Below are 24,969 nucleotides of genomic sequence, written 5' to 3' on the forward strand. Positions count from 1 at the left end.
GAACCTCACGATCAGGTGGCCGAGGACGCGGCGAGGAACTCCAGGCTGAGCGGGTTGTACAGATCGGCCTTCTCGTGCTGCGGCCAGTGGCCGCACTCGTTGAACACCTCGAGCCGCGCCCCGGGGATCGCGGCCGCGATGGCCTCGGCCTCCGGCACGTCGCCGAGCGGGTTCTTGTTGCCCCACACCACCAGGGTCGGCGCCTTGATCCGGCCCATGCGGTCGGGCCGCAGCAGGTTGCGCTCGCGGGCCTCCGGCTCCTGGAGCGCGAGCAGATTGTGCAGATTCCGCTGGAAGTCGGGGTGGTGGTAGATGTCGTAGCGGATCTGGGTCAGCTCCTCGCCCAGGTCCTCGTCCCAGTGGGCCCACAGCAGCCGCAGCCGCTCCCGGGTGAAGGCGATGTCGTCCTTGAGGGCCGCGTCGCTGGTGGACGTCTTCAGCCGCTCCATGATCGCCGGGTTGATCTTCGTGCCGCCCATGCACAGCAGTTGGAGGGAGGCGACCCGGTCCGGGTGCTCGCTCGCGGCCCATGACCCCACCCAGCCGCCCAGCGACTCGCCGACCAGATGGGCGCGCTCGGCGCCGACGGCGTCCAGGTAGGCCATCAGGTGCTCGACGTACAGGGGGATCTCGGCCGGGCGGTCGGGCTTGCCCGTGTAGCCGTGGCCCAGCATGTCGATGGAGTGGCAGCGGTAGCGCTCGGCGTGCGCCGGGATGTTCCTTACGAACGCCTCCAGGTGGCCGGTCGTCCCGTGCAGGAACACCACATGCTCGCCGTCCTCGGGGCCGGCCTGCAGGGCGCGAGTCCTGAAGTCGCCGGTTTCGACGTAGGCGTGCCGGTAGTCGATGCCCGACAGCTCGTTCCAGATGCTCATGACTGCCTTTCGCTGGTCTGCGCGGGGGTCTGTGCGGGATCGAGGACGGCGACCCCCATGCCGGTGAGCCACTCGGGCATCGGTTCATAGGCCAGGCGGCGGCCCGGGATGTGATCGAGCAGCGCGGACATCAGCAGCCAGGTGCGCAGCTCCTGGGCGCCGTTGCCGGCCACCTTCTCCAGTTCCGCGGTGGTGTACTCGGTGATGCGGTGCGCCTGTCCCCGCTCCATCCAGGACAGGATTTCCTCGTCGAACTCCGGGTTGAGCGACGCCTCGGCGGCCCGGATGATCTGGCGGCGCCGCACGTCGTAGTCCTGCCAGTTCTCCCGGCCGTTGAGCCAGGCCCCGACCATGAACTCCTCGTCCTCGCCGTTCGGCTCGCGCCAGTCCGGCCAGGGCAGCCGGTGGGACAGCCCGCCGGAGCCGATGACCGCCACCCGACGGTCGCCGGGGAACGCCAGGACCGCCTCCCGGATCGCCCGGCCCAGCTTCTCGCAGCGCTCCAGGGTGGGCAGCGGCGGCGCGAAGACGTTCACCACGAGCGGTACCAGGTCGACGTCGAGCCCGTCGAGCAGATACTGGACGGCGTGCGACTGGCCGTGGTCGATCTGCAGCCGGGCGGAGAACGCCACGTCGAAACCGGACCGCTCCACGAGCGAGCCCGCGAGGTACAGGGCCAGTTCCCGGTCCACCGGCTGCGGGCCCTTCGGGGTGCCGGACTCGCCGCTGGCGATGCACTCGTCCACCCCGATGGTGAAGCTGGGGATCAGGTCGAGCCAGAACCCCCGGAAGTGGTTGGAGCCGATCAGGATCACCGTGTCCGGACGGGCCGCGGCCAGCGCGTCCCGCGCCTGGCCGAGCGCGTCCCGGAACCGCTCGGCGCGGTCCTTGTGGTACGTCTCCTCCCAGTGGGTGTTCATCAGCGTGCTGTGCGACGCTCCGACCCCCAGGACGATCTCGGTCATGCCCCTGCTCCTTCCAGCTCGTCGCGGGACCGGGTGACGGTGTCCACGGCCGTGCGGATCAGATGGCGCGTGAGCTTTTCCATGGCCCGCAGCGACACCGTGTTCATGCCGCGGGCGAAGTCGATCTCGAACGGCGCCTCCGCCACCTTGGGCATGCCGACCCGCACCGTGGGGATGCCACGGCCGCGCAGGATGTTGGCGTCGGTGGCGCCGCTGTTCCCGGGGATCACTTCGTGCTCGCGCCCCTCCAGCGCCTCCCAGGCGGCCGTGGCGCTCCGGTGGATCCACGACTCGCGGGGGGTGCGGGTGCCGGGGATCGCCAGCACCATCTCCGCCCGGACGTCGAGCCCGGGCGAGGCGGCCCGCAGCGCGGCCAGCGCGTCCATGAACTCGCGCTTGGCCCGCATCGGTGTGATGTCCGGGCTGATCCGCAGATCCACCATCAGGGTGCACACGGCGGGGGTGACCGCCGCCATCCGCGGCCAGCCGCCGCGGATGGAGGAGACGATGCCCTGCGGCGCCACCGTGCCCGAGGTGTGCCGCTCGGCGTACCCCTCGAACCACTTCTCCAGGTACGCGGACACCTCCCCGGCGCGGGCGATGGCGTTGTCGTACGGGAGCCGGTGGCGGGAGCCCGCGTAGGTGTGGGTGCCGCCGACCGTCACCTCGAACCAGACCAGCCCGACCTCGTCCCACGAGACGGTCCAGCCGGGCTTGGCGATGAGCGCGTAATCGGTCCACACGCCCTGCTCCAGCAGGAACGAACACCCGGCGCCCTGGCCGGTGTTGAGGCGCGTGCCCACGGGCCGGGCGTTGGTGGGCATCCCGCCCGCGCCGAACGCCGCGACCAGGTCACCGGTGAGCGGGACACCGGCCAGCGAGATCGCCTCGATGGCCATCATCACGCACGCCGCGTGGCCCTTGGGGTTGGCGGCACCGAGCCCGGTGACCAGGTCGTCGTACACGGTGGCCGCGGGCCGCATGTCCTCGCGCAGCTCCGGGCCGATCCACGGCACGTCCTCGCTCTCCTCGCCCACCGTCAGGGTGTCGATGGGCGCGTACAGCATGAGGTCGGGGCCGGTGCCGTCACCGGTCAGCCGTCCCCAGGCGTTGGCCTGGCGGTCGTCGAGGGGCTGGACGGCCGCGTGGGCGCCGGCCGCGCGCAGGGTGTCGGCGATATGGGTGGCCAGCGGGCCCTCGTCGCCGGTCGGGCTGGGAATGTTCACCAGGCCCGTGATCAGCTCGCGGAGCCGGTCGGTGCTGATGTGGCGGGCGGCGTCGAGGGCCCAGGAGCGCCGCCGGTCATCCAGTCCCGCCAGGCCGTCGGCGGTCACTGATTGATCCTGTGGACCTGGGTCATCGTGGTCCGCGCGATGCGCTTTGTGGCCAGCGGGATCCCGACGGCGATCGCGGCGCCCAGCAGCAGGGTGAACAGTTTACGGAACATGTCATGCCTTCTCTTCGGGTGCGGATGCGCCGTCGGCCGCGGCCAGCTTCTTGCCGTACTCCTCCTCGCTCAGGTTCCGCCAGGCGGTGAGCGAGATATCGGGCCGGTAGAGCTTCTCCGGCGGCGCGTCCGTGACATCGACCATCCACGCGTCCTGGCCGGAGAACTGGCCGTGGAACAGCCAGCGGATCGCCCCGAGGTACTTGGCGTAGAAGCGCAGGGTCTCCCAGCCCTCGGTGAAGTTGACCATCACACCGACATAGCGGTGGTTGTCCTCGTCCACCGGGACGTAGAACTCGTAGTGGATGAACTTGGGGTAGGCGATGCGCAGCACGCCCGGCATCGACAGGGAGGCGAACCCGGGGAAGTCCTGCGCCTCGATCGTCGGGTCGACGCTGTCGGCCTTGCCGGTGTTGCCGATGTTGAAGGTCTCCTTGGGCGGCTGCATCTTCCACCACCGCTTGTTGGACCAGCGGCCCACCCCCGGGAACTCGGCGTCCCAGTGGACCTCGTCCTGGACCCGGAAGATCCACCGGCCGCGGGGCACGATCCGGGTGATGTTCCAGGTCGGCATGGGCTTGAACAGCCGCCACAGGGCCGTGCGGTGCAGATACTTGGCGTGGCCCTCGTCGAAGCCGTTCTCGCAGGCGAACCGCCAGTTGCCACCGCGCGGCTCGATCCGGCCGCCCATCACGAACGCGTTGGAGACGAGCTCCTCCGGAAGCTGGGAGTCGATCGAGTGCGGCTCCTCGTCGGCGATCGGGATGTACACCCACACCATGCCGAGGCGCTCCTGGACCGGGTAGGTGCGCACCCCCAGCTTGCCGGTCAGCCGGCACCCGGGGCCGTCGGTGATGACCGCCGACAGCCGCCCGGAGGGCAGATCGAACGTCCAGCCGTGGTACGGGCAGCTGACCGTGCCCGGGAACTGCTGGTTGCCCTCGGACAGCGGCACACCGCGGTGCGGGCACCGGTTGTGCAGGGCGTACGCCGTGCCGTTGTCGCGGATCAGCGCGATCCGCTCGCCGCAGATGGTGAACGGCAGCGGCTTCCCCGTGACCTGGCTGGACCAGGTGACCGGATACCAGTAGCCGCGGAAGCCCGCTGCCGCACCGTCGTAATGGGGCCAGGACGACCAGTCCTGGCGACCGGGCTCGGCGGGTTTTCTGCGGCGGCTCCGGGCGGGGGTGGCCGTGTCGGAAGAGTCCTCGACCGTCATCGTGCGTGTCCTCCTGCTGCCGGTTTTCGGTGGACCCGAGCATCCGGCGCGGCGCGGATCCGCCCAAGGGATCCGGTCCGCTGAGCAGACCGCTCCCTCTCCGGCGGAAGCGCGGACGGTGGCCGCGGCGGCGCGTCCCGCTGAGCGGACCCGTCCCGGTGCGCGGACGGCGGGGCGCGGTCTAGCGTGCGCGGGGTCCGCCACCACCGAACACGGCCGTGAGCCCGTGGATACGGAGCGAAAACGTGAGCCACCCGACGTCACAATCCCTGGTGCTGGAGGAGTTCGGCACCCTGCCGCGGCTCGTCGAGCGGCCGGTCCCCGAACCACGGCCCGGCCACACCCTGGTGCGGATGAAGTCGGCCGCCGTCAGCCACCTCGATCTGAACGTCGTCGACGGCAAGTTCGGCATCCTCCCCGACCTGCCGTCGATTCCCGGCACCGCCGGCAGCGGCACCGTCGTCGCCTCCGACGTCCACCCCGAGGGGAGCCTCGTCCTCCTCCGCGGCAAGGCCCTCGGAATGCGCCGCGACGGCGCCTGGAGCGAGTACGCGCTGGTCCCGGACGCCGCCGTGGAGGCCGTGCCCGAGGGCACGGACCCCGCAATGGCCTGCTGCTACTTCTCCCCGGCGGGGACGGCGTGGGCCTCGGTGCACGCCGTGGCGGACGTCCAGCCCGGCGAGCGGGTCCTGGTGACCGGGGCGGCCGGTGCGGTGGGCGCGCTCACCGTGCAGGTCGCGGCCCGGGCCGGAGCCGAGGTGATCGGCGTGGTGGGCCGCCCCGCCAAGCTGCCGCATGTCCCGGCCCCCGCCAAGGTGGTGCTCGCCGCCGACCTGTCCGCCGACGCGGTCGGAGGCCCGGTGGACGTCGTCATCGACACCGTGGGCGGGCCGGTCCTGCGCGACTCCCTGCCGCTGGTGCGCCCCCGCGGCCGGGTCGCCCTCGTCGGCTACACCGCGGGCCGTGAGTTCACCGTGGATCTGGCGGACTTCCTCCTCGCCGATGTGTCGCTGCTGCCCGTGAACCTGATGACCCGGGGCAAGGAGGTCGCCGCGGACACCAGGCGGATGCTCGGCGACCTCACCTCCGGGGAGCTCACCCTGCCCATTGAGCACCATCGCATCGACGGCCTGGCGGAAGCCGTGGCACGGCTGCGGTCCGGGGAGGCGATCGGCAAGGTGGTCCTCGATCTCGCCTGAGGGGTGATCTCGGATCTCGCCCGAGGGATGATCCCGCCCGAGCGATCTCACCCCGACGCGGGGCGCGGTCAGCCCATCAGGACCACGGCCGTGCCCCGGCAGCACACCACATCACCCTGCCCACCGTGCTCGACCAGCTCCAGGGTGACCCGCCCCGTCTCCGGATCGGCCTCGCCGACCGTGCCGCTCACCACGAGCCGCTCCCCGGCGAGGGCCGGGGCCCGGTTCTGCCATCCGACCTCCAGCACCTGTCCGCCCGGACCCGCGAAGCTCATGGCGGCCCGGTGCATCAGACAGCCGTGCAACTGCGCCATGACGACCGGGCCGTCCAGCCCCTCGGAACGCGCGAACCCGGTGTCGTAGTGGATGCGATGGGTATTGCGGGTGACCGCCCCGAACCGGAGCAGGGTGACGGCATCCGGGGTGAACTCCACCGGTGGTACGGGCTGCCCCGGGTGAACCCTCATCGGACGATGAACCTCTCCCGCACCAAGGCGAGCGTGCCCCGCTCCGCCGTGTACGTCTTCTCGACGGTCAGCAGCAGGAACGGCGTTCCGCTGCCCTTGCGTTCGACATTCGTGAGGACCCGGCGGACCTGGATCCGGTCGCCCGCCCTCACCTCGCCGCTGAACCGGACCTCCTGGCCGCCCGCCATCAGCCGCACGTCCAGGCCGTCGGTGCCCGGGACCTCGTCGCGGTACATGCCGTCCGGCCGGAACTCGTCCTGGCCGGCGCCTCCCGCACCGCGCAACAGGCTCACCAGGTACATCGGGTGGACGGTGAAGTCCGGGCGGCGGGGGTCGACCAGATGCGGGCCGGTCTCCCCGGCCGAGCGCGCGAACTCCGCCGCGTCCTCGGCCCGTACGACCCCCAGGTCCCGGTGTTCCGGGCGGCCGATCGCCGCCCTGGCCCGTTCCTCGGCAACTTCCCACGCGGACATGTACTGCCTTTCTGCGCACGACTACCGCGGACACGTTGGACCGGGAGGCTAGCCACCGCCCGGAGGCGGTCACCACGAGACCGGCCCGCTCAGCGGACCGGACCGCTTGGGCGCAGATCACCGGCACCACACCATCGGGGCATGGACCTCATGAACATCCAGAAGCCGCCGGAGGGCGCCCACGCGGAAGCGGACGGCGTCACGTACCACTACATCGAGCTGGGCACGTCGGGCGGCAGCCCGACGGTCTTCCTCCACGGCGGTGGCCCCGGGTGCACGGGCTGGTCCGACTTCGGACAGGTGGCACCGCTGTTCGCCCAGGACCGCCACTGCTTCCTCGTGGACATCCTGCAGTACGGCACGTCGGCCAAGCCCGTCATCGAAGGGCCCATGTGGGACTACCACGCCGCCAAGACGGTCGCCCTGCTCGACACCCTGGGCATCGAGCGCGCCGACTTCGTGTGCAATTCCTGGGGCGGCACCATCGCGCTGAACCTGGCCGCGAAGTACCCCGAGCGGGTCCGGTCGCTGACGATCACCGGCAGCATGCCCGTCTTCCACGGCCCGCTGGCCCCGCTGCCCGAGGGCGGCCGGCGCGGCCGCAACGCCCGTGACGTGTACTACGGCGGCACCGGCCCCTCCTGGGAGAAGATGCGGGACCTGATCGCCCGCCTGGAGTGGTACGACACCGGCGCCATCCCGGACGACACCGTCACCCTGCGCTACGAGCAGAGCCTCGACCCGGAGGAGACCGCCCTCGCCGGCGCCTCCGACAACCCCCGCGGCGACTGGCAGGACCTCACCGCGGAGCTCGGCGCCATCCAGGCCCCCACCCTCTTCATCTGGGGCATGTACGACGCGTTCCTCACCCCCGACTATCCGCTGATGCTCGCCCGCATGGTCCCCAAGGGCAATCTCCACATCATGGACCAGGTCTCCCACCACCTTCAGGAGGAGCGGCCGCACGACTACTACACGGCGGTCACCGGCTTCCTCAACCAGCAGCACGCCTGAGCATCCCCCGGAGGAGATGTGAGCAACCCGGCCGTACGCGTCGTCGAACTGTCCAGCCCCTTCACCCGGTTCGCGGGCCGGCTTCTGGTCGGCCTCGGATATGAGGTCGTCCTGGTCGAGCCCGAGGAGGGGGATCCGACCCGGCGGGAACTGAACGGCGACGCGTTCGTCCACTGGCACGCCGGTAAACGGTCCGTGACCCCCGCGTCCCCTGAGGAGCTGCGGCGCCTGGTGGAAGGAGCCGACGTCCTCCTCGACGGGACACCGGACGGTGTGCCGGAAGCCGTCGCGGGCCTGGACCACCTCGTCCACGTCCGCGTCACCCCCTTCGGGGCCGTGGGCCCCCGCAGCCACTGGCAGGGCACCGATCTGGTGGTCGCCGCCCTCGGCGGCATGCTCGCGCAGGTCGGCGATCCGGACGGCCCGCCGCTGCGCCTTCCGGAGAACCAGGCGGAGCAGCTCGCCGGTGTGCACGCCGCGATCGCCGCGCTGCTCGGACTGCGGGCGCGGCGCACCGGGCCGGGCCAGCTCGCCGACGTGTCCGCGCAGGCGTGCGCGGCCGCCGCCCTGGAGGCCGGCACCCTCGCCTATCTGCACGAGGACCGGGTGCCGGGACGCCCCGGCCGGGTGCATCCGCTGGTCCCGCACGGACTGTTCCGGGCCGCCGACGGCTATCTGGGCGGTGGCCTCGGCGGCAGCCCGCGCATGTGGGACGCGCTCCTCCTCTGGCTGCGCGAGGAGGGCGCCGAGGCCGACCTCGCCGAGCCGCGCTGGCAGGACCCGGTGGAGCGCAAGAAGTACCAGGAGCACGTCTTCGAGGTGGTGCAGGACTTCGCGGGCCGGTGGCCGAAGGCCGAGTTCGCCGAGCTCGCCCAGTCCAGGAAGCTGCCGTGGGCGGCGGTCGACCTGCCGCACGAGATGCCCGGCAACCCGCAGCTCGCCGCCCGTGACTTCTTCCTCCGTGCCGGTGGCCGCACCGATCTGGGCTTCCCCTTCGCGTTCCCGGAAGGCCACCGGATCAAGGAGCTGGACGTCCCGGAGCGGGGCGCGGACCAGCGGCTGCTGGGGGAGCACCGGCCGGCCCCGCGGGTGCCCGCGGCGTCCGCGGAACCCGCGCGGCCCGCCCTGCACGGCGTCCGCGTCCTGGACCTGACCTGGGTGCTCGCCGGGCCCTACTGCACCAAGGTGCTCGCCGACCACGGTGCCGATGTCGTCAAGGTCGAGTCGCTGGGCCGTCCCGACCCCACCCGCTTCGCGCCCTTCATGCATCTCTCCCGCGGCCCGCACACCGATCCGAACACCAACGGCTACTTCAACGAGGTCAACCGCAACAAGCGCAGCCTGGCCCTGGACACCCGCACCGAGGACGGCATCGCCGTCCTGCGCGACCTCATCGCCTCCTGCGACGTCCTGGTGGAGAACTTCAGCGCCACCGTCATGACCAAACTGGGCCTCGGCTACGACACCCTCCGCGAGATCAACCCCCGCCTGGTGTACGTCAGCATGTCCGGCATGGGACACAGCGGCCCGCGCAGCGGCTGGGTGTCGTACGCGGACACCGTGTCGGCCTCCTCGGGGCTCACCGGCCTCACCGGATGGGGCCCGGACGACGTGGTCGGGGTGATCTACGGCCACGGCGACATCGTCGCCGGTCTGCAGGCCGCGCTCGCCACCACCGCCGCCCTGGAACACCGGGAGCGGACCGGGCGCGGACAGCACATCGACCTGTCCCAGCTCGAGGCGATCGCCTCCCATATGGGCACCAGCCTGCTCAACCCCGTCGAGCCCGCCGGGAACACCGACCCGCGGTGGCGCCCGCAGGGCGTGTACCGCTGCCTCGGCGCCGACCGCTGGCTGGCCGTCAGCGTCCGCGACGACACCGAATGGGCCCGGCTGTGCACGGTGATCGGGCACCCGGGCCTGGCCACCGACGAACGCACCCGCACCGCGGCCGACCGCGCACACCACGCCGACCTGGTCGACGACGCCCTCGCCACCTGGGCCAGGACCCTGCCGGCCGACGCCGCCGCCGAACTCCTCCAGGAGCAGGGCATACCCGCGGGCGCGGTGCAGGACGGCCGTGACCTCGTCGAACAGGACCCGCAGCTACGGGCCAGGGGCTTCTACGTCCGCGCGGAACACCCGGTGGCGGGGGCCTTCCTGCACGAGGGGCCGCCCATCCGGCTCACCCGCACACCGGGCGGTGTCCGCACGGCGGCACCCGTGCTCGGCGCCGACACCGACGATGTGCTGCGCGATGTCGCGGGGCTGCCACCGGAGCGGATCCGCGAACTGCGCGAGCGCGAGGTGCTGCGGTGACCTCCCTGACGATTCCCGGGCTGCTCCACACTGCGGCCCGGGACCACGGGGACCGTCCCTTCCTGCGGATCGGGGACACCGTCCGCACCTACCGGCAGACGCGAGAGGCCGCCGCCACCATGGCGGGGGCCCTCGCGGCCCGGGGCTGCCGCCCGGGGGACCGCATCGCGGCGATGACGGGCAACCGGGTCGAACTCGTCGACCTGTTCCTCGGCGCCGCCTGGCTCGGCGCCGAGCTGGTCCCGCTGAACACGGGGCTGCGCGGCAGCGGGCTGCGGAACGTCCTGGACCAGGCCCGCCCCGCCCATCTGCTCGCGGAGGACGAGACGGCGGAGCGCCTGCGGGCGGCCGGATACCGGGGGACGCTCTGGCTCGCGGGAGCGGACGATGTGCCCCGGCCGGGCCACGGCCCCGCCCTGCCGGCGGCCCCCGTCCGCCCCGGCGACACCGCGTGCGTCCTCTTCACCTCCGGGACCACCGGAACCTCCCGCGGCGTCCGCTGCCCCCACGCCCAGTTCGTCTGGTGGGGGCGCAACGTCTCCGGCGCGCTGCGCCTCACCGCGGACGACGTCCTCTACACCTGCCTCCCGCTGTTCCACACCAACGCCCTGAACGCGCTGGCACAGGCGATGACCGTGGGGGCGGCGTACACCCTCGCCCCCCGCTTCTCGGCCTCCCGGTACTGGACCGAGGCGGCCGGGGCCGGGGCCACCGTGGTCTATCTGCTCGGCGCCATGGTGCCGATGCTGCTGGCCCAGCCCCCGGGCCCGCACGACCGTGCGCACCGGGCCGTACGCGGGCTCTCCCCGGCGACACCGGCCCACGCCTGGCAGCCGTTCCGCGAGCGGTTCGGCGTCACCCTGATCGACGGATTCGGCTCCACCGAGACCAACCTCGTCATCGGCACCACCCCCGAGGAACAGCGGCCCGGCTGTATCGGCACCCTGCGCGACGGCTTCGACGCCCGCGTCGTCGACGAACTGCTCACCCCCGTCCCCGACGGCACCCCCGGCGAGCTCCTGGTGCGCAGCCACCGGCCGTACGCGTTCGCCACCGGCTACCTGGGCGAACCGGCGGAGCCCGCGGACGCCTGGCGGCGGACGGGGGACCGGGTGGTGCGTGAACCCGACGGCTGGTTCCGGTTCGTGGACCGCATCAAGGATGTCATCCGCCGCCGCGGGGAGAACATCTCCTCCTGCGAGGTCGAGACGGTCGTCCGTAGCCATCCGGCGGTGGCCGACGCGGCCGTCTTCCCGGTGCCGTCCGAGCTGGCGGAGGACGAGGTGATGGTCGCCGTGCTGCCCCGCGCGGGCAGCACCCTCGACCCGGCCGACCTGATCCGCCACTGCGAGCTCGAGCTGCCCCCGTTCGCCGCCCCCCGCTACGTGGACATTCTGCGCGAGCTGCCGCTCACCGAGACCGGCAAGGTGCGCAAGGCGGCGCTGCGGCGGCGTGGCGTCACGGAGACGACGTGGGACCGGGTCACGGCCGAGGCCGGTCCACCCATGCGGTGACGACGTCGGCGAACTCCCCGGGCAACTGCTCGGGTGCCGGTACGTGGCCGCCGGGCAGGACCGCGGTCTCGCAGCCGAGCGCCGCCGCGAACTTCTCCAGCGCGGGCAGCGAGTAGTGGTCCTCCGGTGCGCACACGGCGAGCACCGGGGCCGTGATGTGCGCCAGCCGCTCCTCCATCCGGTACCGGTACACCGCCTGGTGCCCCTCCTCCACCCGGTCCAGCACGGTCAGCGCGTCGATCACATAGCGGGTCAGCGCGGCCTCCTCGCCCGCCCGGTAGAAGTCGCGGCGCCGGTTCCACAGCTCCACCAGATGCGAGCCGTCCGGCTTCGGATCGACATGGTCGACCGGCGGGCGCCCGGGAGCCGCCTCGCGTTTGGCCTCGTCGACGAAGGCGGTGGCGGAGAGCAGCAGACTGCTGACGCGGTTGCCCAGCCGGGCGGCCACCTCCACCGCGACCACACCGCCCGTGTGATGGCCCACCAGGTGGAACGCGCCCAGCCCGAGCCCGTCGGCCAGCGCCTCCACCCCGTCGGCGAACCGCTCGATCGAGTGCGGCCCCTCGGGCTCGGCCGAGGCGCCGAACCCCACGGTGTCCATGGCGATCGCCCGGTGTGCCCGGCCCACCAGAGGCAGCACATCGGCGTACTCGGTCCAGGAACGCGGCGTCTGATGCAGCAGCAGTACCGCCTCGCCGGACCCGCACTCCGCGTAGTGCAACTGCCCGAAGGGACTGGGCACATAGCCCCGCCGCACCGTGTTCGCCATCGCTGTGAGCCGCCTTCCGATCGACACGAACCGCGCGCCCACTCTCGTCGCCGCCGAGCGGGCGGGACCAGGCGAACGGTCCGCTGTCCGGACCCCGCGCGGGCGGCCTCACGACGCCGGCCCGGCCTGCCCCCCCCGGGCGGCCTACTTCGGTGCGGCGGCCAGCCGTACCGCCAGCCCCGTGAACACCGTCCCGCTGAAGACGTTCAACCCCCGCGCCACCCGGCGGCTGCGGCGCAGCAGCCCGGCGAGCTTCCCCGAGAGCAGGCCCACGGACCCGTCGACGCAGAAGCCCATGACCCCTAACGTGATCCCCAGCAGCATGAACTGGCCCGGCACATGGCCGAGTTCCGGGTTCACGAACTGCGGCAGGAAGGCGATGTTGAAGAGAATCACCTTGGGATTGAGCAGGTTGATGAGGGCTCCCTGCCAGAAGGCACGCCGATACCCCGGGCCGACGTTCCCGCTCTCCTCGCCCGGCAGCGAGCGGTCACGGAACGCCTTGACGGCCAGGTACAGCAGATACGACACCCCCGCCCAGCGCAGCACGTGATAGAGCGTCGGCAGCGCCGCGAACAGCGCCGACAGCCCCAGCGCCGCCGCCACCGCGTGCACGAACATCGCGCACGCCACCCCGAACGCCGCCATGACCCCCGCGCCGGGGCCGCCCCGGCCGCCCATCGCCACGATGAACATCATGTCGGGGCCGGGAGTCACGCAGAGGACGAACGCGGCGAGGAGGAACGCCGTGTACGAGGAGGCATCAACCATGGGGGTCATGGTTGGGGCCGGACGGGGCGGAAGCGAGTGAATTTCGAGGAGTGAGACGGGGCGGGTCAGCCTATGGAGGGGCGTGGGGCCCGCAGGTGCGCCCGCTCCTTCAGTTCCTCCTCGTCGACCAACGTGAGCATCGGCTGACCCGGCGCGCACACCATGGTCACGACGAACTTGGTCGGCGCGTCCGACAGGGCGTTGGCGTCCTGGTAGTGGATCGGGTCACCACCCGGCTCCCAGAACGTCCCACCGGCCTCGACCACACGCTCCGGCTCACCCTCGAGCTCGAACCGGACCGCACCCTCCATCACGTAGCCGAACGACGGCCCCGAATGGCGGTGCGGAGGGAGCCCGGGGTGGCCGGGAGGCCACTCGACACGGATGGTCATCCCCGAACCACCTTCGGGGAAGAAGGGCGGAGTTACGTCCTGCAGCATCTGGACTTCGGGCGGCATCGAGATTTCCGGCCCCTCGTCGGCGGTCCCGTGCGCTGGGTTCTTCCCGGACATGCACCACACCTCCGTAACCCTGCCGTGCGCCTGCTCCCTCGCTCAGATGGTCCTGAGACCACTCTGCCTCCCGTCGGCGGCCGCCACAATCCGGGAACCGGCGGCATCGAGAACGCATCGCACCATGTCATCGGCGGGCATCCGGCAGGCCCCTTTTCGCCGCCGCCGCGGCGCGCTGGTGGGCACGGCAGACCGTGGGGCCGACGCAGACCTCAGCCGCGCCGCGCGCGGCGGCCGGATCGGGCGGGGGCTTGGGCGGGTGTCCCCGAGTCCCGCCACCGGCCCGGGACCTCGGCCATGACGAGGCCGAGGACCAGCCAGAAGAGCATGGCGATCCGGTCCAGGTTGGCCGGGTGGTCCACCGTGGCCGCGAGGAAGAACCCGGTCAGGGCGGCGAGCCCGACGACTCCGGCCACGGACTTCTCCCGGGCGGCGCGGACCGCCGTGGCGACGGCGATCACAGTCACCAGCACCATGCCGAGCAGACCGGCCACGCCCGCTTCGGCCAGCCAGTTCAGCCACATGTTGTGGGCGTGGACGAACGTCCTGCCGCCGGGTACGGCGGCGGAAACCGCGTCCCCGGCCCGCCCCAGCCCGACACCGAGCGGCTGGTCCACGGCGAGGTCGACGGCCGCCTTCCACGCCTGGCCGCGGACGCCGAGCGCGTCCCCGGCCCGCGACACCACCCACAGCGCCACCGTCACGGCCACCAGCCCGGCCAGCCCCACGACCGTCAGCGTCCGCACCCCCCACCGGCCGAGGCGGGGCGCGAGCCAGTACGCGCCGCCGAGCACCAGCAGACCCGCCGCCGCCGCGACGCAGCCCGCCCGGGAGAAGGTGGTCAGCACCGCGCCGTAGCCGATCAGCCCCACGCTCACGACCGCGACGCGGGCCGTGTGCTCGGCAACCGTCACCGCGGCCAGCAGGGCGATCGGGGTGAGCAGCACCAGGAACGCGGCGAGCAGGTTGGGGTTGGCGAAGGTGCCGGTGGCGCGGATCATCGACCCGGGCCCGCCGCTGTCGCAGTCGACGTCGGTGAAGAGGCCGGTACGGCAGAAGCCGGTCGGCACCTCGTTGGTCACCTGGGCGAACGCCGAGGTGGCCGCGGCCGCCACGGCGGCCAGCGCGAGCAGCGCGATCGCTCGCCAGGACTCGGGCTGCGCCCGGCGCACCCCGACCAGCAGGTAGAAGGTGGCGAGGGCGGTCATCAGGGCGCGCAGCGGCGCGTCGGGGTGGCCGCCGACGTACGTGGTGGCGATGGCGCTGAGGAGGAGCAGCGCGATGGCGGGGTCGAGCCGGGTGCGGAACGTGGCGAGCCGCGGCGCCGTCACCGCCGTCGCGACCAGCCCCGCCAGTACGGCAAGGCGCACCGGTGTGATGACGCCCACCAGAGGGGCGTCCGGGAAGAAGTCGGTGGCCGCGTCGAGCATGACGATGGCCGTAGCCACCAGCGGAACGGCCTGGACTATCGCGCGCACAGGTGCCATGGCGCCCCAGCGTGTCCGGCCGCAGGTACCGGCAGATGGCACGCACACGAACGGCGGGAAGCGCCTTCACGTCCGGTGTGCCCCCGACCGGTCCGGACCGGGCCCAACCAGTCCTGGCCCGTCCCTACAGGTCCGATGCCCGCACGGGCCGGGCGCCCGCACATCAGGTGGCCGCGGCACTCCCGGGAGCCGGGGTGGCGAAGGGGCGCAGCGGGACGATGCCCACGCTGTGGCCGCTTCGGTCCAGCAGCCGGCCCATGTGCTTGACGGTGCGCAGCACCACCGAACGGTCGTCGATGGTCAGTTGCGGCAGCCGCCTCGAGAGATGCGCCTCGAACGCGTGCACATCGCCGGCCGCGCGCAGCCAGACGTCGATCACCAGGTTGTGCGGGCCCGCCGTGATCGCACACGACCGGACCTCCCGCACCCCGGCCAGCGCCCGGCTGGTCTCCTCCAGCAGCTCGGCCGGTACGGACGCGAAGTACACCGCGGCCATCGGCCACCCGGACATGGGCCGGGCGAGGTCGCAGCGCAGGCACACCCGTGAGCCGAGCAGCCCCCGCAGCCTCCGGCGGACCGTGGTCAGGGGCGCCCCGGCGCGCTCCGCCAGGTCGCTGATCGCCATCCGGCCGTCGACGCTCAGCAGCTCCAGGAGCCGCACATCCAGGGGGTCCCAGCCGGCCGCCCCCGGCGGGAGCGGCTCGATCGGCGGCAGCGCCGCCTCGAGCCGGGCGCACTGCGCGGTGTCCAGGGCGCGAAGCCGCCACCGGCTGCCCTCGGAGGGCAGGGCCGTCGTCACATGCGTACGTGTCGCCCGCACCCCTGGCGCGCCCCGGAAGAGGACCGTGGTGAGCTGGGCGAGGTCACCCAGGTCCGAAGCCTGCAGCGCGATCACCAGATCCCGGCTTCCCGCCGTGAGCTTGACGTTGGCCACCGAGGGTTCGGCCGCCAGGGTCTCGGCCACGTCCTCCCCGACTCCGGGCTCGGTGTCGACCTCGACGATGCCGGTCACCACGATCCGGGAGTCGGAGAGCTGGGGATAGGCGGTCACCCAGGCCAGCCCCGCCTCCTGGAGCCGCTGCCAGCGTCGCGCGGCCGTGACCGGGTTCACCGCGAGGACGTCACCGACAAGTGTCCACGGGGCTCTGGGATGGATCTGCAGCGCGTGCACGAGGCCACGATCCAACTCGTCGAGGTCATGCGCGGCGTAATCCTGCGTTTGCATGGGCGGCGCTTTTCTGCGTATCGCATGTGAATCTCGATGGAATGCTGCATGATAACACCCGAAACACGCGATGGATCGACACTCCTCCCCACCAGTTCCCTCAACGAGGAGTGAGATCTCGCTCATGACGGATGCCACCACGTCCCAGACCACCAGGACCGCTCTGCGCGTGGAGAACGCCACGTTGATCGACGGCACTGGGGCGACCCCGATCGCGGACGCCGTCGTCATCGCCGACGCCGAAGGAACGATCACCTACGCGGGCCCGGCGGCCACCGCGCCCCCGGCCTCCGGCGACGCTTTCACCGGTCGTGTCATCGACGCGGGCGGCCGCACCGTGCTGCCGGGATTCTTCGACTGCCACACCCACCTCGCCTACGCCCATGGGACACCGCCCGGCCGCCGCGGTGAACTCGACCCGGTCCTGGTCACCTACGACACGGCCACCCGGCTGCGGCAGACCCTCGACGCGGGCGTCACCACCGTCCGGGACCTGGGCGGCCTGGCCACCGGTTACCGCACCGCCGTCGAGACCGGGCGGATCACGGGCCCCCGGGTGCACACCGCCGTACGGATCATCAGCCACACCGGTGGCCACGCCGATGTGCGCCTGCCCGACGGCACCGACCTCAGCGGCGGTGAGATGTCCGTGCTGGCCGACACCGTGGACGAGGCGCGCCTGGCCGTGCGCAAGGTGCTGCGCGCGGGTGCCGACCTGGTCAAGATCTGCGCCACCGGTGGCATGGGAAGCCCGTACGACCAGCCGGACGACGAGGGGCTCCTGGAGGAGGAGATCCGCGCCGTGGTCGACGAGTGCCGGCGCCACGGCGGCAAGCCGGTGGCCGCGCACGCCCAGGGGAACGCGGGCATCCTCAACGCCATCCGCGGCGGGGTCACCAGCATCGAGCACGGCTACGGCCTGGACGACCGGGCCCGGGAGATGGCGGGGGAGCGCGGCGTGTTCGTCGTCCCGACCCTCTCCACCGTCTACGCGGGCATCGACAAGGCCACGATGGAGCCCTATCACTACGAGAAGAAGGTGCGCTGGTCCGGCATCACCAAGGAGAACATCTCCCGCGCCATCGAGCAGGGGACCCGGATCGCGCTCGGCACCGACGCCGCCGTCTGCCCGCACGGACAGAACCTGATGGAGCTCAGCTACCTCGTCGACCTGGGCATGGACCCGATGGACGCCATCGTGGCCGGCACCCGGACCGCCGCCGAACTCCTCGGCGTCGCCGACCGGCTCGGCACGCTGGCCCCCGGTCGCGTCGCCGACCTCATCGTCTGCGAGGGAGACCCGCTCGCGGACATCGGCGTGCTCGGCGATCCCGCCAACGTCGTGTGCGTCGTGCAGGACGGCCATGTCCGCAAGGACACCAAGGGCCTCCTGCCGTCGGCCACACCGGCCGGAAGGCGGCCCTGATGCCGACGGTGACCGGATTGCCCGCCCCCGAGGGCACCTCCCCGGACAAGGAACGGCGCGGCGGCCTCGACCGTGTCCTCTCCTTCATCGAACGGGCCGGCAACGCCCTGCCCAACCCCATCGTCCTGTTCGCCGGGCTCTTTGTGCTGCTGGCCGTCCTCTCCACCGTCCTCGCCCTCATCGGTGTCTCCGTCACCGTCCCCGGCACCGATGACACCAAGGACATCGGCGGGCTGCTCACCGGAGAGGGGCTGCGCTGGCTGCTGGAGAACCTGATCCCCAACTTCGCCACGTTCCCGCCGATCGGCGCCGTCCTGGTGCTGATGATGGTGGTCGGACTCGCGGAGAAGACCGGCCTGCTGGAGACCGCGATGCGGGCCTCACTGGCCCGGGTGCCGCGCGCCGTGCTGCCGTACGCGGTGGCGGTCATCGCCAGCCAGGCGCACATGATGAGCGATGTCGGCGCCATCGTGCTGCCCCCGCTGGCGGCCCTGGTGTTCAAGAGCGCCGGACGCCATCCCGTGGCGGGCCTCATCGGCGGCTTCGCCTGTGTCACCGCGGGCTACGCGGCCGGATTCACCATCGGCTCGCTCGACGCCCTGTACGTGGGCATCACCCAGCAGGCGGCCTCGGTGCTCCCGGCCGCCGAGGGCCTTCATATCCATGTGCTCATCAACTACTTCTTCACCGCCGCCAGCAGTGTCGTCCTGGGGCTGCTCGGCGGATTCCTCATCAGCCGCGTCCTCGAACCACGCCTTCCCGCCTACCAGGCGGCCGAGAGTGGCGAGACCTCGCCGGAGGACCTGACGCTCACCCCGGTGCAGCGCAAGGGGCTCGCGTACACCTGCGCGGTCGTCGGCGTGTACCTGGCGGCGGTCCTCGCGCTCTGGCTGCCACCGGGCGCCCCGCTGCGCGGAGAGGGCGGCGCCTTCGTGCCCTCGCCCGTGCTCAGCGGTGTCGTCCCGGTCCTCTTCGGTGCCTTCCTGCTCGCCGGGCTCAGCTACGGCTTCACGGTCAAGAAGCTCACCGGCACCGAGGACGTGGTCACCGCGATGACCGACTCGGTGAAGAACATGTCCGGCTACATCGTGATGATGTTCTTCGCGGCCCAGGTCATCGCGCTCTTCACCTGGTCCAACCTCGGGGTGCTGCTGGCGGTGAAGGCCGCCGGGCTGTTCAACGCCATCGGTGTGACCGGCTTTTGGGCGATTATCGCCTTCGTGCTGCTGGCCTCCTGCCTCAACCTGGTGATCCTCTCCGGATCCGCCCTGTGGTCGCTGGTCGGTCCCGTGTTCATCCCGGCGTTCATGCTGATGGGCATGAGCCCGGCGCTCAGCCAGGCGGCCTTCCGCATCGGTGACTCGGCGACCGGCGCCATCACCCCGATGAATCCGTATCTCCTCCTCATCCTGGCGATGGTCCGTGAATACGAACCGGAAGCCCGCCTGGGGACGCTCATCTCCCGGCTCGCCATCTTCGTGGTGCCGTTCCTGGTGGTGTGGCTGGTGATCCTCGGCATCTTCTACGGACTGGACCTGCCGCTCGGTCCCGGAGCGCATATCGGGGTCAAATGACGTTCCCCGATCACATGGTGGTTCCGTCCCCACGGCCGTGGGGACGGAACCACCATGTGATCGGGGTGTTGCCGCCTATCGCTGTTCCTTCTCCCAGATCGCCCTGTTGACCGGGGCGGGGCGGGGGAGCGGCCGTCCGTCCAGGTAGAGGTCGACCTTCTCGTTGTAGAAGGCGACCAGCCCCGCGATGGGAGACACCTGCCGGGTCGGGAAGTCGTAGGCCCAGGCGAGGTCCGGGTAGGTGGCCGTGCCGGTCCGGACAGCCCAGTAGCCGCTCGTCATCCCTTTGTACGGACAACTGGTGACGGTGTCCGTGGGCTCCATGCGCGTCCAGTCGAGATACACCCGGTCCAGGTAGTAGCGCGTCGGAAGCCCCGTCTCCAGCACCATCACCGAGTTCGGGGCGTCGGCGAGCACGGTGCCGTCCAGCTCGACGCGGACGCCGCGGCCGGACCGGAGTGCGTCGACGCGGGTGTAGGGACTCCTGGGGTGGACGAACACCTGCTCGTCCTCCTCGAACCAGGCGTCGATGGCCTCCCACCGGAAGCTGACATGGCCGACGATGCCGGAGGGCGCGTCCTCGGCCCACTCCCATGCCGCGCCGGGGCGGGTGAGCGAGCCCAGTTGGAGGGTCTGGCGGCGCGCTCCGCCGGCCTTCAGTGTCAGGCTCCGGCCCTCGTCGACCAGCGCCCCCTCGCCGATGTCGTCGCGAGGGACGCAGTACTGCGGATAGCCCGGCCAGAGCCACACATAGCGCGCCCGCACGGTGTCGAAGACGAGGCGGCCGGCGACGTAGCCGCGGATGCGACGCGGTACGGGCTCCACATGCCCGACCGGAACGATCATCCCGGGGTAGTCCGGCGGGTACTGCGTCATACCTCTTCCAGGGCCTCTCCGAACTCGCGCAGCGCCTTGCCGTGCTGGCTGTGGGCGAGCCCGTGCCCGATCGCGATGGCCGCCGCGACCGGCCATTCGATGACCTCGACCGCGGCGAGCAGGCCGACGCCCGCGAGAAAGCAGAGCTGTTCCTCCGACGGAAGCTCCACTCGCCGCCCCCCGAAGTAGACGGTCACCGAATGACGCGCGCAGACGCGGTCGGCCGCGGCGCGCGGCCCGTGGGATCCTCTCCTCGCGGCCCGAGCCGGTGCCCGGGAGTCTGCGCTGGTGGGAGGTGGTGTCTTGGTCGCTCTGGGCATTGCTTCGATCCGTTCATCGGCCTGTGACGGACATGCGCGCGATGACACGTCCAGCCTAATCCCACCTCCACGGCTCATGCCCGTTGCGGGGTCCCGAAACGAACGGCGACACCGGGGGAGTAGAGCACACTCACCGGCGCGTCCGTCAGGGGCGGCAGACCGGCGGTGGCGATCAGGACGTCGTCGAGATCGAGCAGCTCGGCCCGGTGCAGCGGCCACGGTTCGTGGTCGTTCGGCAGGTGCACCGTGCGGCCGTGCCATGAGACATGCAGACCCCATCGGGCGGTCAGGAAGCGTTCCAGCCGGGTGGGCTCGGCGATGGGCCGGCCTATCCTCACCACGGCCCGGCTCGTGTGACCGCGGGCCGCGGGGCGTCGTCGCAGGCCGCAACTATAGGTGAGCACGTCGTCCTTGCGGCGCAGGCGCATCGTGGACCACCGATAGGGCAGCCGGACGCTGAGCCGGCCCACCAGCACGGGGATCAGCCGGGCCGCGTCCAGGGACCGGAAGACGACACCGCGTCGGCCCTGCCCGTCCACCGAGTACAGCCGCACGTTGGTCTCGCAAAAGGTGCCCAGATACGGCAGGCCGGGCCCCGGCCCCAGGCCGACACCGCGCATCAGGAACGGGACCAGTCCGACGTAGGTGACGCCATCGAGGGTGTCGGGACGCGTACCGGCCGGCAGCAGCGGGGCCACTCGCTCCGGCTCCACCGGCCAGTGCAGGAAGGTGAGTTCATCCCAGCGCTGGACGAGTGCCGGCCGCCGCACGGGCCGTGGAGTGGACAGGGTGATCGGCTCGATCTCCATGGCCAGTGTCCTAGCACAGGAGTCCGAGCCACCCGTCAGGCGGGTCCCGGATTCCCCGGGCGGGGAACTGGTCCGGAGAACTCGGCGCGCACCGCCTGCGTGTGCTCGCCGAGCCCCGGCACCGGTCGCATCGGCGCCCTGCGGCCCGTCACCTCCACCGGCGGCAGCAGACCGCGCAGCGGCCCGACCGGGGAGCCGAACTCGCCCCAGCGGTCACGGGCGTCGAACTGGGGGTGGGCACCGAACTCCGCGATGTCGCGCAGCCGGGCATTGGCGATACCGGCCCCGTCCAGCAGCGCGATCAGCCCCTCGGCGGTGTGCTCCGCGAAGCACGACTCCAACTCGGCCGTCAGTTCCTCGTCATGGGTACGGCGCAGGGGATTGTCCAAGAAGCGCGGATCGCGGATCAGCTCCGGGCGGCGGAGCACCCGCTCGCACAGGGCGGCCCATTCACGATCGCTCTGCACACTCAGGAACACCTGAGCGCCGTCCCCACAGCGGTAGGCGCCGTACGGCGAGATCGACGGATGGCGTGCCCCGCTGCGGACGACCCCGGCACCGCCGTACGCCTGGGCGAAATAGGGGTGGCCCATCCACTCGCCCAGCGCATCGAGCAGGCTCACGCTCAGGTCGGTCCCCGCACCGGTGCGCTCCCGCTCGTAGAGCGCGGTGAGGATGCCCGTGTAGGCGTACATCCCGCCCGCGATATCGGCGATCGAGATCCCGGGGCGGGCCGGGGCCTCCGGACTGCCGGTGATCGACAGCAGCCCCGCCTCGCACTGGATGAGCAGGTCGTACGCCTTCTTCTCGCGGTACGGGCCGCTGTTCCCGTAGCCGGAGATCGCGCAGGTGATCAGGCGGGGATGGGCGGGCCGCAGCGTCCGCGCCGCCAGGCCCAGCCGGTCCACGGCGCCGGGCGCCAGATTGTGCACGAAGACATCGGCGCCGGCGAGCATCGCATCGAGCAGCGCCCGGTCGGTGTCGTCCTTGACGTCCAGGACGACACTCTCCTTACCGCGGTTGATCCAGACGAAGTAGGCCGACGCGCCCTTGACCTCGCGGTCGTAGTCGCGAGCGAAGTCACCGCGCCCCGGCCGCTCCACCTTGATGACCCTGGCTCCCAGATCGGCGAGCTGACGGGTGGCGAACGGGGCGGCGACGGCCTGCTCCAGGGCGACGACGGTGATACCTTCCAGCGGTTGCGCGGGCACGAGCGGCTCCTTCGGTGCGGGTAGCCCCTGTCTACCCCGTGCCGGGCGGCGGTCGAACGCCGCCCGACACGCCGGGTTCAGCCCAGCAGTCCCGCCGGGTTCAGCCCAGCAGCCCCCGCAGAAAGCCGATCTGCTCGGCCTGCTGATGCGTGCCCCCGCCCTCGTGGCCGTTGAAGGACCACACCTTGAGGTCCTTCTCCCCGGCGTAATGGTGGTAGGCGGCGAAGCCGCAGGAGGTCGGGGTGATCTCATCGCGCAGGGCGGTCGAGAACAACGCCGGCGCGTTGGCGCGGGCCGCGAAGTTGAGCCCGTCGAAGTGGTCGAGGGTGGCGAACACCCGCTCGGCCAGGTGGCGCTGTCCGGCGCAGAACCGGGCCAGTTCCCCATACGGGTCCGCGTCGGTGATCTCGACCGCGCGCCGGATGTGCGTCATGAACGGCACATCCACCAGGGCCGCCGTCAGATCCGGCACCAGACCGGCCGCCGCCAGGGCCAGCGCACCGCCCTGACTGCCGCCGCTGACCACGATCCGCGCGGAATCCACCAGCGGATGCTCACGGGCGGCCTCCACCGCCCGTACCGCGTCCGTGTACAGCCGGCGGTAGTAGTAGTCGTCCGGGGAGAGGACGCCCTGCGTCATCTTGCCCGGTGTCTCGGGCCCGGTGCCGCCGACCGGATCGGGGGTGACGCCGGGGGAGTGCTGGACCCACCCCTGGCCACGGCTGTCCATCACGAAGACCGCATAGCCCACCGACGGCCACAGCAGCCAGTTGTGCGGCAGCCCCCGGCCGCCGCTGTAGCCGAGGTACTGCACCACGCACGGCAGCGGGCCCGCCACGTCCCGCGGGGCCAGCAGCCAGCCGCGTATCCGGTGTCCGCCGAAGCCGGAGAACTCCACGTCGTAGGTCTGCACTCGGGTCAGTCCGGTGTCCTCCTCGGTGAACACCGCGTTCAGCTCGCAGGCGCGGGCCTCGGTGAGGGTCCGCGTCCAGAAGGCGTCGAAGCCGTCCGGCTCGGGCAGCGGGGGCTGGTAGCTGCGCAGCTGCTCCAGGGGCAGGTCGATGAACACGGTGGGCGAACCTCCGTAGCGATCGGTGCGGTGAAGGATGACATATCAGGTGTGAGGGATGGGACTGGCGATACGGGCCTGTCCGGACAGTCGTGCAGTGTTCGATCCCTCGGTCATAAGACAACGCGAAGTGGGGGAGCGGTACTGGAGCGGACCATGAGCCGGGTGGACAGCTCGGTCCGCATCGCCTCCGGTACCTCGCCGGTCATCAGCCGCAGCAGCTTGCGCAGCGCCGCGGCCGCCATCTCCGACAGCGGCTGACGGACCGTCGTCAGCGCGGGCGTGATCCAGCGGGCCTGCGGCAGATCGTCGAAGCCCACGACGCTGATGTCCCGCGGCACCCTGAGGCCCCGTTCCCCGGCCGCCTGGTACACACCCGGCACCATCTGATCCGAGCAGACGAAGACGGCCGTGGGCGGCTCGGGCAGATGCAGCAGCTCGGCCATCCGGCGGCGCGCCCCGGTCTCGCTGATGTCGCCGTAGCGCACATACGCGGACGGCACCGGCAACCCGGCCGCCGCCATTGCCGACCGGTATCCGGCGACCCGGCCACCGTCGCGAACCGTCGGCCCCGGGCCACCGAGCACCGCGATCCGGCGGTGCCCCAGCTCGATGAGGTGCTCCGTCGCGGCCATCCCGCCCTGCCAGTTGGCGGCCGCCACGGACGGCACCCCGGGCGGCGGGTCGTGCGCGGGGTCGATCATCACAAACGGGATCCGGTGCTCATCGAGCCAGGAGTACTGGGCGGGCGCGAGCTCCGTGAGATGGAACAGCACACCTGAGCTGCCCCGGGCGTTCAGCTTGTCCGGCCAGCCGTGTTCGAGCCTGCCGCCCGGACTGCGAGTGGCCGCGGCCGAGACCACCACCTCGAGTCCCGCCTCGTGCGCGGCCTCCGCCGCGCCGTGCAGCACCGCTCCCGACCAGGCGTTGTCCAGCGAGTGCACCACCAGGTCGACCATCGCGGCCGGTTTGGGCCGCTCGCAGCGCGGCCTGCGGATGTACCCCAGGCGGTCCAGGACCTCGGTGACCCGGCGACGGGTCTCGGGGGCCACGTCCTCCCGGCCGTTGACCACCTTCGAAGCGGTCGGTACCGACACACCCGCCTCACGGGCGACGACCGCGAGCGTGGGCCCCGTCGATCCCGAGGAACGAGCCATCGAGACTCCCTTCCCTAACCGCCCACGTGGAACCCTGACCGGGCAGCAATCGGTTTCTACCCTAAGGCCGCCTCAAGTCGCCGGGAAGACCCGGGAGTCGAGGGGGGACGCCCCACGCCTCCTTGTCGCCGCTGCCTTCCGAAACGTTGCCCGCCGTCCGCCGAAACCTTGGCCGCCTCCCCGCGCCATCTCGACGGTGTCCGGCGCGGCGGGTGCATTCATCGGGTCTATGCGAACGGAATCCCGAAGTGCCCTGCCCCTCTCCGGTCAT

23 protein-coding genes are annotated in these 24,969 nt (G+C 71.7%); 6 read left to right on the top strand and 17 right to left on the bottom strand.

Annotation, left to right across the window (positions count from 1 at the left end; all coding sequences use genetic code 11):
* Positions 1 to 11 precede the first annotated feature (11 nt).
* The 4 genes from STRVI_RS19485 to STRVI_RS19500 form a co-directional block, all read right to left on the bottom strand.
* Positions 12 to 875 (bottom strand): alpha/beta fold hydrolase, encoded by an 864-nt coding sequence (locus STRVI_RS19485; RefSeq protein WP_014057394.1) that lies wholly within the window; start codon positions 873 to 875, stop codon positions 12 to 14.
* The gene (locus STRVI_RS19490) at positions 872 to 1,840 is read right to left on the bottom strand and encodes an extradiol ring-cleavage dioxygenase class III protein subunit B (protein WP_014057395.1); all 969 of its coding nucleotides are present in this window, start codon (positions 1,838 to 1,840) and stop codon (positions 872 to 874) included. Before STRVI_RS19490 ends, STRVI_RS19485 begins: the two co-directional genes overlap by 4 nt.
* A complete protein-coding gene (locus STRVI_RS19495) occupies positions 1,837 to 3,174 on the bottom strand; it encodes a M20 family metallopeptidase (RefSeq protein WP_014057396.1) in 1,338 nt (445 codons plus the stop codon). The genes STRVI_RS19490 and STRVI_RS19495 overlap by 4 nt, the downstream gene beginning before the upstream one ends.
* A gap of 114 nt (positions 3,175 to 3,288) precedes the next feature.
* Positions 3,289 to 4,506 (bottom strand): Rieske 2Fe-2S domain-containing protein, encoded by a 1,218-nt coding sequence (locus STRVI_RS19500; protein ID WP_014057398.1) that lies wholly within the window; start codon positions 4,504 to 4,506, stop codon positions 3,289 to 3,291.
* A gap of 245 nt (positions 4,507 to 4,751) precedes the next feature.
* Between STRVI_RS19500 and STRVI_RS19505 the strand changes: the two genes are divergently transcribed.
* Entirely contained in the window at positions 4,752 to 5,705 is a 954-nt protein-coding gene (locus tag STRVI_RS19505) for a quinone oxidoreductase family protein (RefSeq protein WP_014057399.1), read from the top strand.
* A 68-nt stretch (positions 5,706 to 5,773) separates the two neighbouring features.
* On the opposite strand, the gene STRVI_RS19510 is transcribed toward STRVI_RS19505, so the two are convergent.
* Together STRVI_RS19510 and STRVI_RS19515 are read right to left on the bottom strand one after the other, a co-directional pair.
* Positions 5,774 to 6,172 (bottom strand): acyl dehydratase, encoded by a 399-nt coding sequence (locus STRVI_RS19510; protein WP_050993687.1) that lies wholly within the window; start codon positions 6,170 to 6,172, stop codon positions 5,774 to 5,776.
* Entirely contained in the window at positions 6,169 to 6,645 is a 477-nt protein-coding gene (locus STRVI_RS19515; protein WP_043236139.1) for an FAS1-like dehydratase domain-containing protein, read from the bottom strand. The genes STRVI_RS19510 and STRVI_RS19515 overlap by 4 nt, the downstream gene beginning before the upstream one ends.
* A gap of 141 nt (positions 6,646 to 6,786) precedes the next feature.
* Here STRVI_RS19515 and STRVI_RS19520 point away from each other — a divergent pair, with 141 nt between their 5' ends.
* The 3 genes from STRVI_RS19520 to STRVI_RS19530 are packed head-to-tail and all read left to right on the top strand — an operon-like array spanning position 6,787 to position 11,492.
* A complete protein-coding gene (locus tag STRVI_RS19520) occupies positions 6,787 to 7,659 on the top strand; it encodes an alpha/beta fold hydrolase (RefSeq protein WP_014057400.1) in 873 nt (290 codons plus the stop codon).
* 18 nt (positions 7,660 to 7,677) lie between these two features.
* On the top strand, positions 7,678 to 9,978 hold the full coding sequence (locus STRVI_RS19525; protein WP_014057401.1) for a CaiB/BaiF CoA-transferase family protein: 2,301 nt from the start codon (positions 7,678 to 7,680) through the stop codon (positions 9,976 to 9,978).
* A complete protein-coding gene (locus STRVI_RS19530) occupies positions 9,975 to 11,492 on the top strand; it encodes an AMP-binding protein (RefSeq protein WP_014057402.1) in 1,518 nt (505 codons plus the stop codon). The genes STRVI_RS19525 and STRVI_RS19530 overlap by 4 nt, the downstream gene beginning before the upstream one ends.
* On the opposite strand, the gene STRVI_RS19535 is transcribed toward STRVI_RS19530, so the two are convergent.
* The 5 genes from STRVI_RS19535 to STRVI_RS19555 all read right to left on the bottom strand — a co-directional run bounded on the left by STRVI_RS19535 (position 11,461) and on the right by STRVI_RS19555 (position 16,256).
* A complete protein-coding gene (locus STRVI_RS19535; protein WP_014057403.1) occupies positions 11,461 to 12,261 on the bottom strand; it encodes an alpha/beta fold hydrolase in 801 nt (266 codons plus the stop codon). The genes STRVI_RS19530 and STRVI_RS19535 overlap by 32 nt on opposite strands.
* Positions 12,262 to 12,405: 144 nt before the next feature.
* A complete protein-coding gene (locus tag STRVI_RS19540) occupies positions 12,406 to 13,032 on the bottom strand; it encodes a LysE family translocator (protein ID WP_043236143.1) in 627 nt (208 codons plus the stop codon).
* A 65-nt stretch (positions 13,033 to 13,097) separates the two neighbouring features.
* On the bottom strand, positions 13,098 to 13,544 hold the full coding sequence (locus STRVI_RS19545; protein ID WP_014057405.1) for a cupin domain-containing protein: 447 nt from the start codon (positions 13,542 to 13,544) through the stop codon (positions 13,098 to 13,100).
* Between the two features lie 212 nt (positions 13,545 to 13,756).
* The gene (locus STRVI_RS19550) at positions 13,757 to 15,031 is read right to left on the bottom strand and encodes an O-antigen ligase family protein (protein ID WP_014057406.1); all 1,275 of its coding nucleotides are present in this window, start codon (positions 15,029 to 15,031) and stop codon (positions 13,757 to 13,759) included.
* Positions 15,032 to 15,194: 163 nt separating this feature from the next.
* Positions 15,195 to 16,256: an Lrp/AsnC family transcriptional regulator gene (locus STRVI_RS19555; protein ID WP_014057407.1), complete on the bottom strand. Its 1,062-nt coding sequence runs from the start codon at positions 16,254 to 16,256 to the stop codon at positions 15,195 to 15,197.
* A gap of 124 nt (positions 16,257 to 16,380) precedes the next feature.
* Between STRVI_RS19555 and STRVI_RS19560 the strand changes: the two genes are divergently transcribed.
* Both STRVI_RS19560 and STRVI_RS19565 read left to right on the top strand, forming a co-directional pair.
* Positions 16,381 to 17,682, top strand: coding sequence for a metal-dependent hydrolase family protein (locus STRVI_RS19560; protein WP_014057408.1), 1,302 nt, complete (start codon positions 16,381 to 16,383; stop codon positions 17,680 to 17,682).
* Positions 17,682 to 19,256, top strand: a complete 1,575-nt coding sequence (locus STRVI_RS19565; protein WP_014057409.1) for an AbgT family transporter — start codon at positions 17,682 to 17,684, stop codon at positions 19,254 to 19,256. Before STRVI_RS19560 ends, STRVI_RS19565 begins: the two co-directional genes overlap by 1 nt.
* Before the next feature lie 75 nt (positions 19,257 to 19,331).
* Here the strand turns inward: STRVI_RS19565 and STRVI_RS19570 are convergent, their stop codons facing one another.
* The 6 genes from STRVI_RS19570 to STRVI_RS19595 all read right to left on the bottom strand — a co-directional run bounded on the left by STRVI_RS19570 (position 19,332) and on the right by STRVI_RS19595 (position 24,698).
* Positions 19,332 to 20,132 (bottom strand): DUF427 domain-containing protein, encoded by an 801-nt coding sequence (locus STRVI_RS19570; protein WP_014057410.1) that lies wholly within the window; start codon positions 20,130 to 20,132, stop codon positions 19,332 to 19,334.
* Positions 20,129 to 20,302 (bottom strand): hypothetical protein, encoded by a 174-nt coding sequence (locus STRVI_RS52730; protein WP_167543208.1) that lies wholly within the window; start codon positions 20,300 to 20,302, stop codon positions 20,129 to 20,131. Before STRVI_RS52730 ends, STRVI_RS19570 begins: the two co-directional genes overlap by 4 nt.
* Positions 20,303 to 20,526: 224 nt before the next feature.
* Entirely contained in the window at positions 20,527 to 21,261 is a 735-nt protein-coding gene (locus STRVI_RS19580) for a YqjF family protein (RefSeq protein ID WP_014057412.1), read from the bottom strand.
* Between the two features lie 35 nt (positions 21,262 to 21,296).
* Complete coding sequence (locus STRVI_RS19585; RefSeq protein WP_014057413.1) at positions 21,297 to 22,472, bottom strand: CaiB/BaiF CoA transferase family protein; 1,176 nt, start codon at positions 22,470 to 22,472, stop codon at positions 21,297 to 21,299.
* A gap of 100 nt (positions 22,473 to 22,572) precedes the next feature.
* Positions 22,573 to 23,541 (bottom strand): acetylxylan esterase, encoded by a 969-nt coding sequence (locus STRVI_RS19590; RefSeq protein ID WP_014057414.1) that lies wholly within the window; start codon positions 23,539 to 23,541, stop codon positions 22,573 to 22,575.
* Between the two features lie 113 nt (positions 23,542 to 23,654).
* Positions 23,655 to 24,698 carry a LacI family DNA-binding transcriptional regulator gene (locus STRVI_RS19595; protein WP_014057415.1) on the bottom strand — a complete coding sequence of 348 codons (1,044 nt, stop codon included), beginning with the start codon at positions 24,696 to 24,698 and terminating at the stop codon, positions 23,655 to 23,657.
* Positions 24,699 to 24,969: the final 271 nt, after the last annotated feature.

It is taken from the genome of Streptomyces violaceusniger Tu 4113 (genome assembly GCF_000147815.2).
GTDB classification, from domain to species: Bacteria; Actinomycetota; Actinomycetes; order Streptomycetales; family Streptomycetaceae; genus Streptomyces; species Streptomyces violaceusniger_A.

Coding starts and splice junctions, on each gene's coding strand:
- STRVI_RS19485 (WP_014057394.1), bottom strand. CDS start 875: ATGAGCATCTGGAACGAGCTGTCGGGCATCGACTACCGGCACGCCTAC.
- STRVI_RS19490 (WP_014057395.1), bottom strand. CDS start 1,840: ATGACCGAGATCGTCCTGGGGGTCGGAGCGTCGCACAGCACGCTGATG.
- STRVI_RS19500 (WP_014057398.1), bottom strand. CDS start 4,506: ATGACGGTCGAGGACTCTTCCGACACGGCCACCCCCGCCCGGAGCCGC.
- STRVI_RS19510 (WP_050993687.1), bottom strand. CDS start 6,172: ATGAGGGTTCACCCGGGGCAGCCCGTACCACCGGTGGAGTTCACCCCG.
- STRVI_RS19515 (WP_043236139.1), bottom strand. CDS start 6,645: ATGTCCGCGTGGGAAGTTGCCGAGGAACGGGCCAGGGCGGCGATCGGC.
- STRVI_RS19520 (WP_014057400.1), top strand. CDS start 6,787: ATGGACCTCATGAACATCCAGAAGCCGCCGGAGGGCGCCCACGCGGAA.
- STRVI_RS19535 (WP_014057403.1), bottom strand. CDS start 12,261: ATGGCGAACACGGTGCGGCGGGGCTATGTGCCCAGTCCCTTCGGGCAG.
- STRVI_RS19540 (WP_043236143.1), bottom strand. CDS start 13,032: ATGGTTGATGCCTCCTCGTACACGGCGTTCCTCCTCGCCGCGTTCGTC.
- STRVI_RS19545 (WP_014057405.1), bottom strand. CDS start 13,544: ATGTCCGGGAAGAACCCAGCGCACGGGACCGCCGACGAGGGGCCGGAA.
- STRVI_RS19550 (WP_014057406.1), bottom strand. CDS start 15,031: ATGGCACCTGTGCGCGCGATAGTCCAGGCCGTTCCGCTGGTGGCTACG.
- STRVI_RS19555 (WP_014057407.1), bottom strand. CDS start 16,256: ATGCAAACGCAGGATTACGCCGCGCATGACCTCGACGAGTTGGATCGT.
- STRVI_RS19560 (WP_014057408.1), top strand. CDS start 16,381: ATGACGGATGCCACCACGTCCCAGACCACCAGGACCGCTCTGCGCGTG.
- STRVI_RS19565 (WP_014057409.1), top strand. CDS start 17,682: ATGCCGACGGTGACCGGATTGCCCGCCCCCGAGGGCACCTCCCCGGAC.
- STRVI_RS19570 (WP_014057410.1), bottom strand. CDS start 20,132: ATGACGCAGTACCCGCCGGACTACCCCGGGATGATCGTTCCGGTCGGG.
- STRVI_RS19580 (WP_014057412.1), bottom strand. CDS start 21,261: ATGGAGATCGAGCCGATCACCCTGTCCACTCCACGGCCCGTGCGGCGG.
- STRVI_RS19595 (WP_014057415.1), bottom strand. CDS start 24,698: ATGGCTCGTTCCTCGGGATCGACGGGGCCCACGCTCGCGGTCGTCGCC.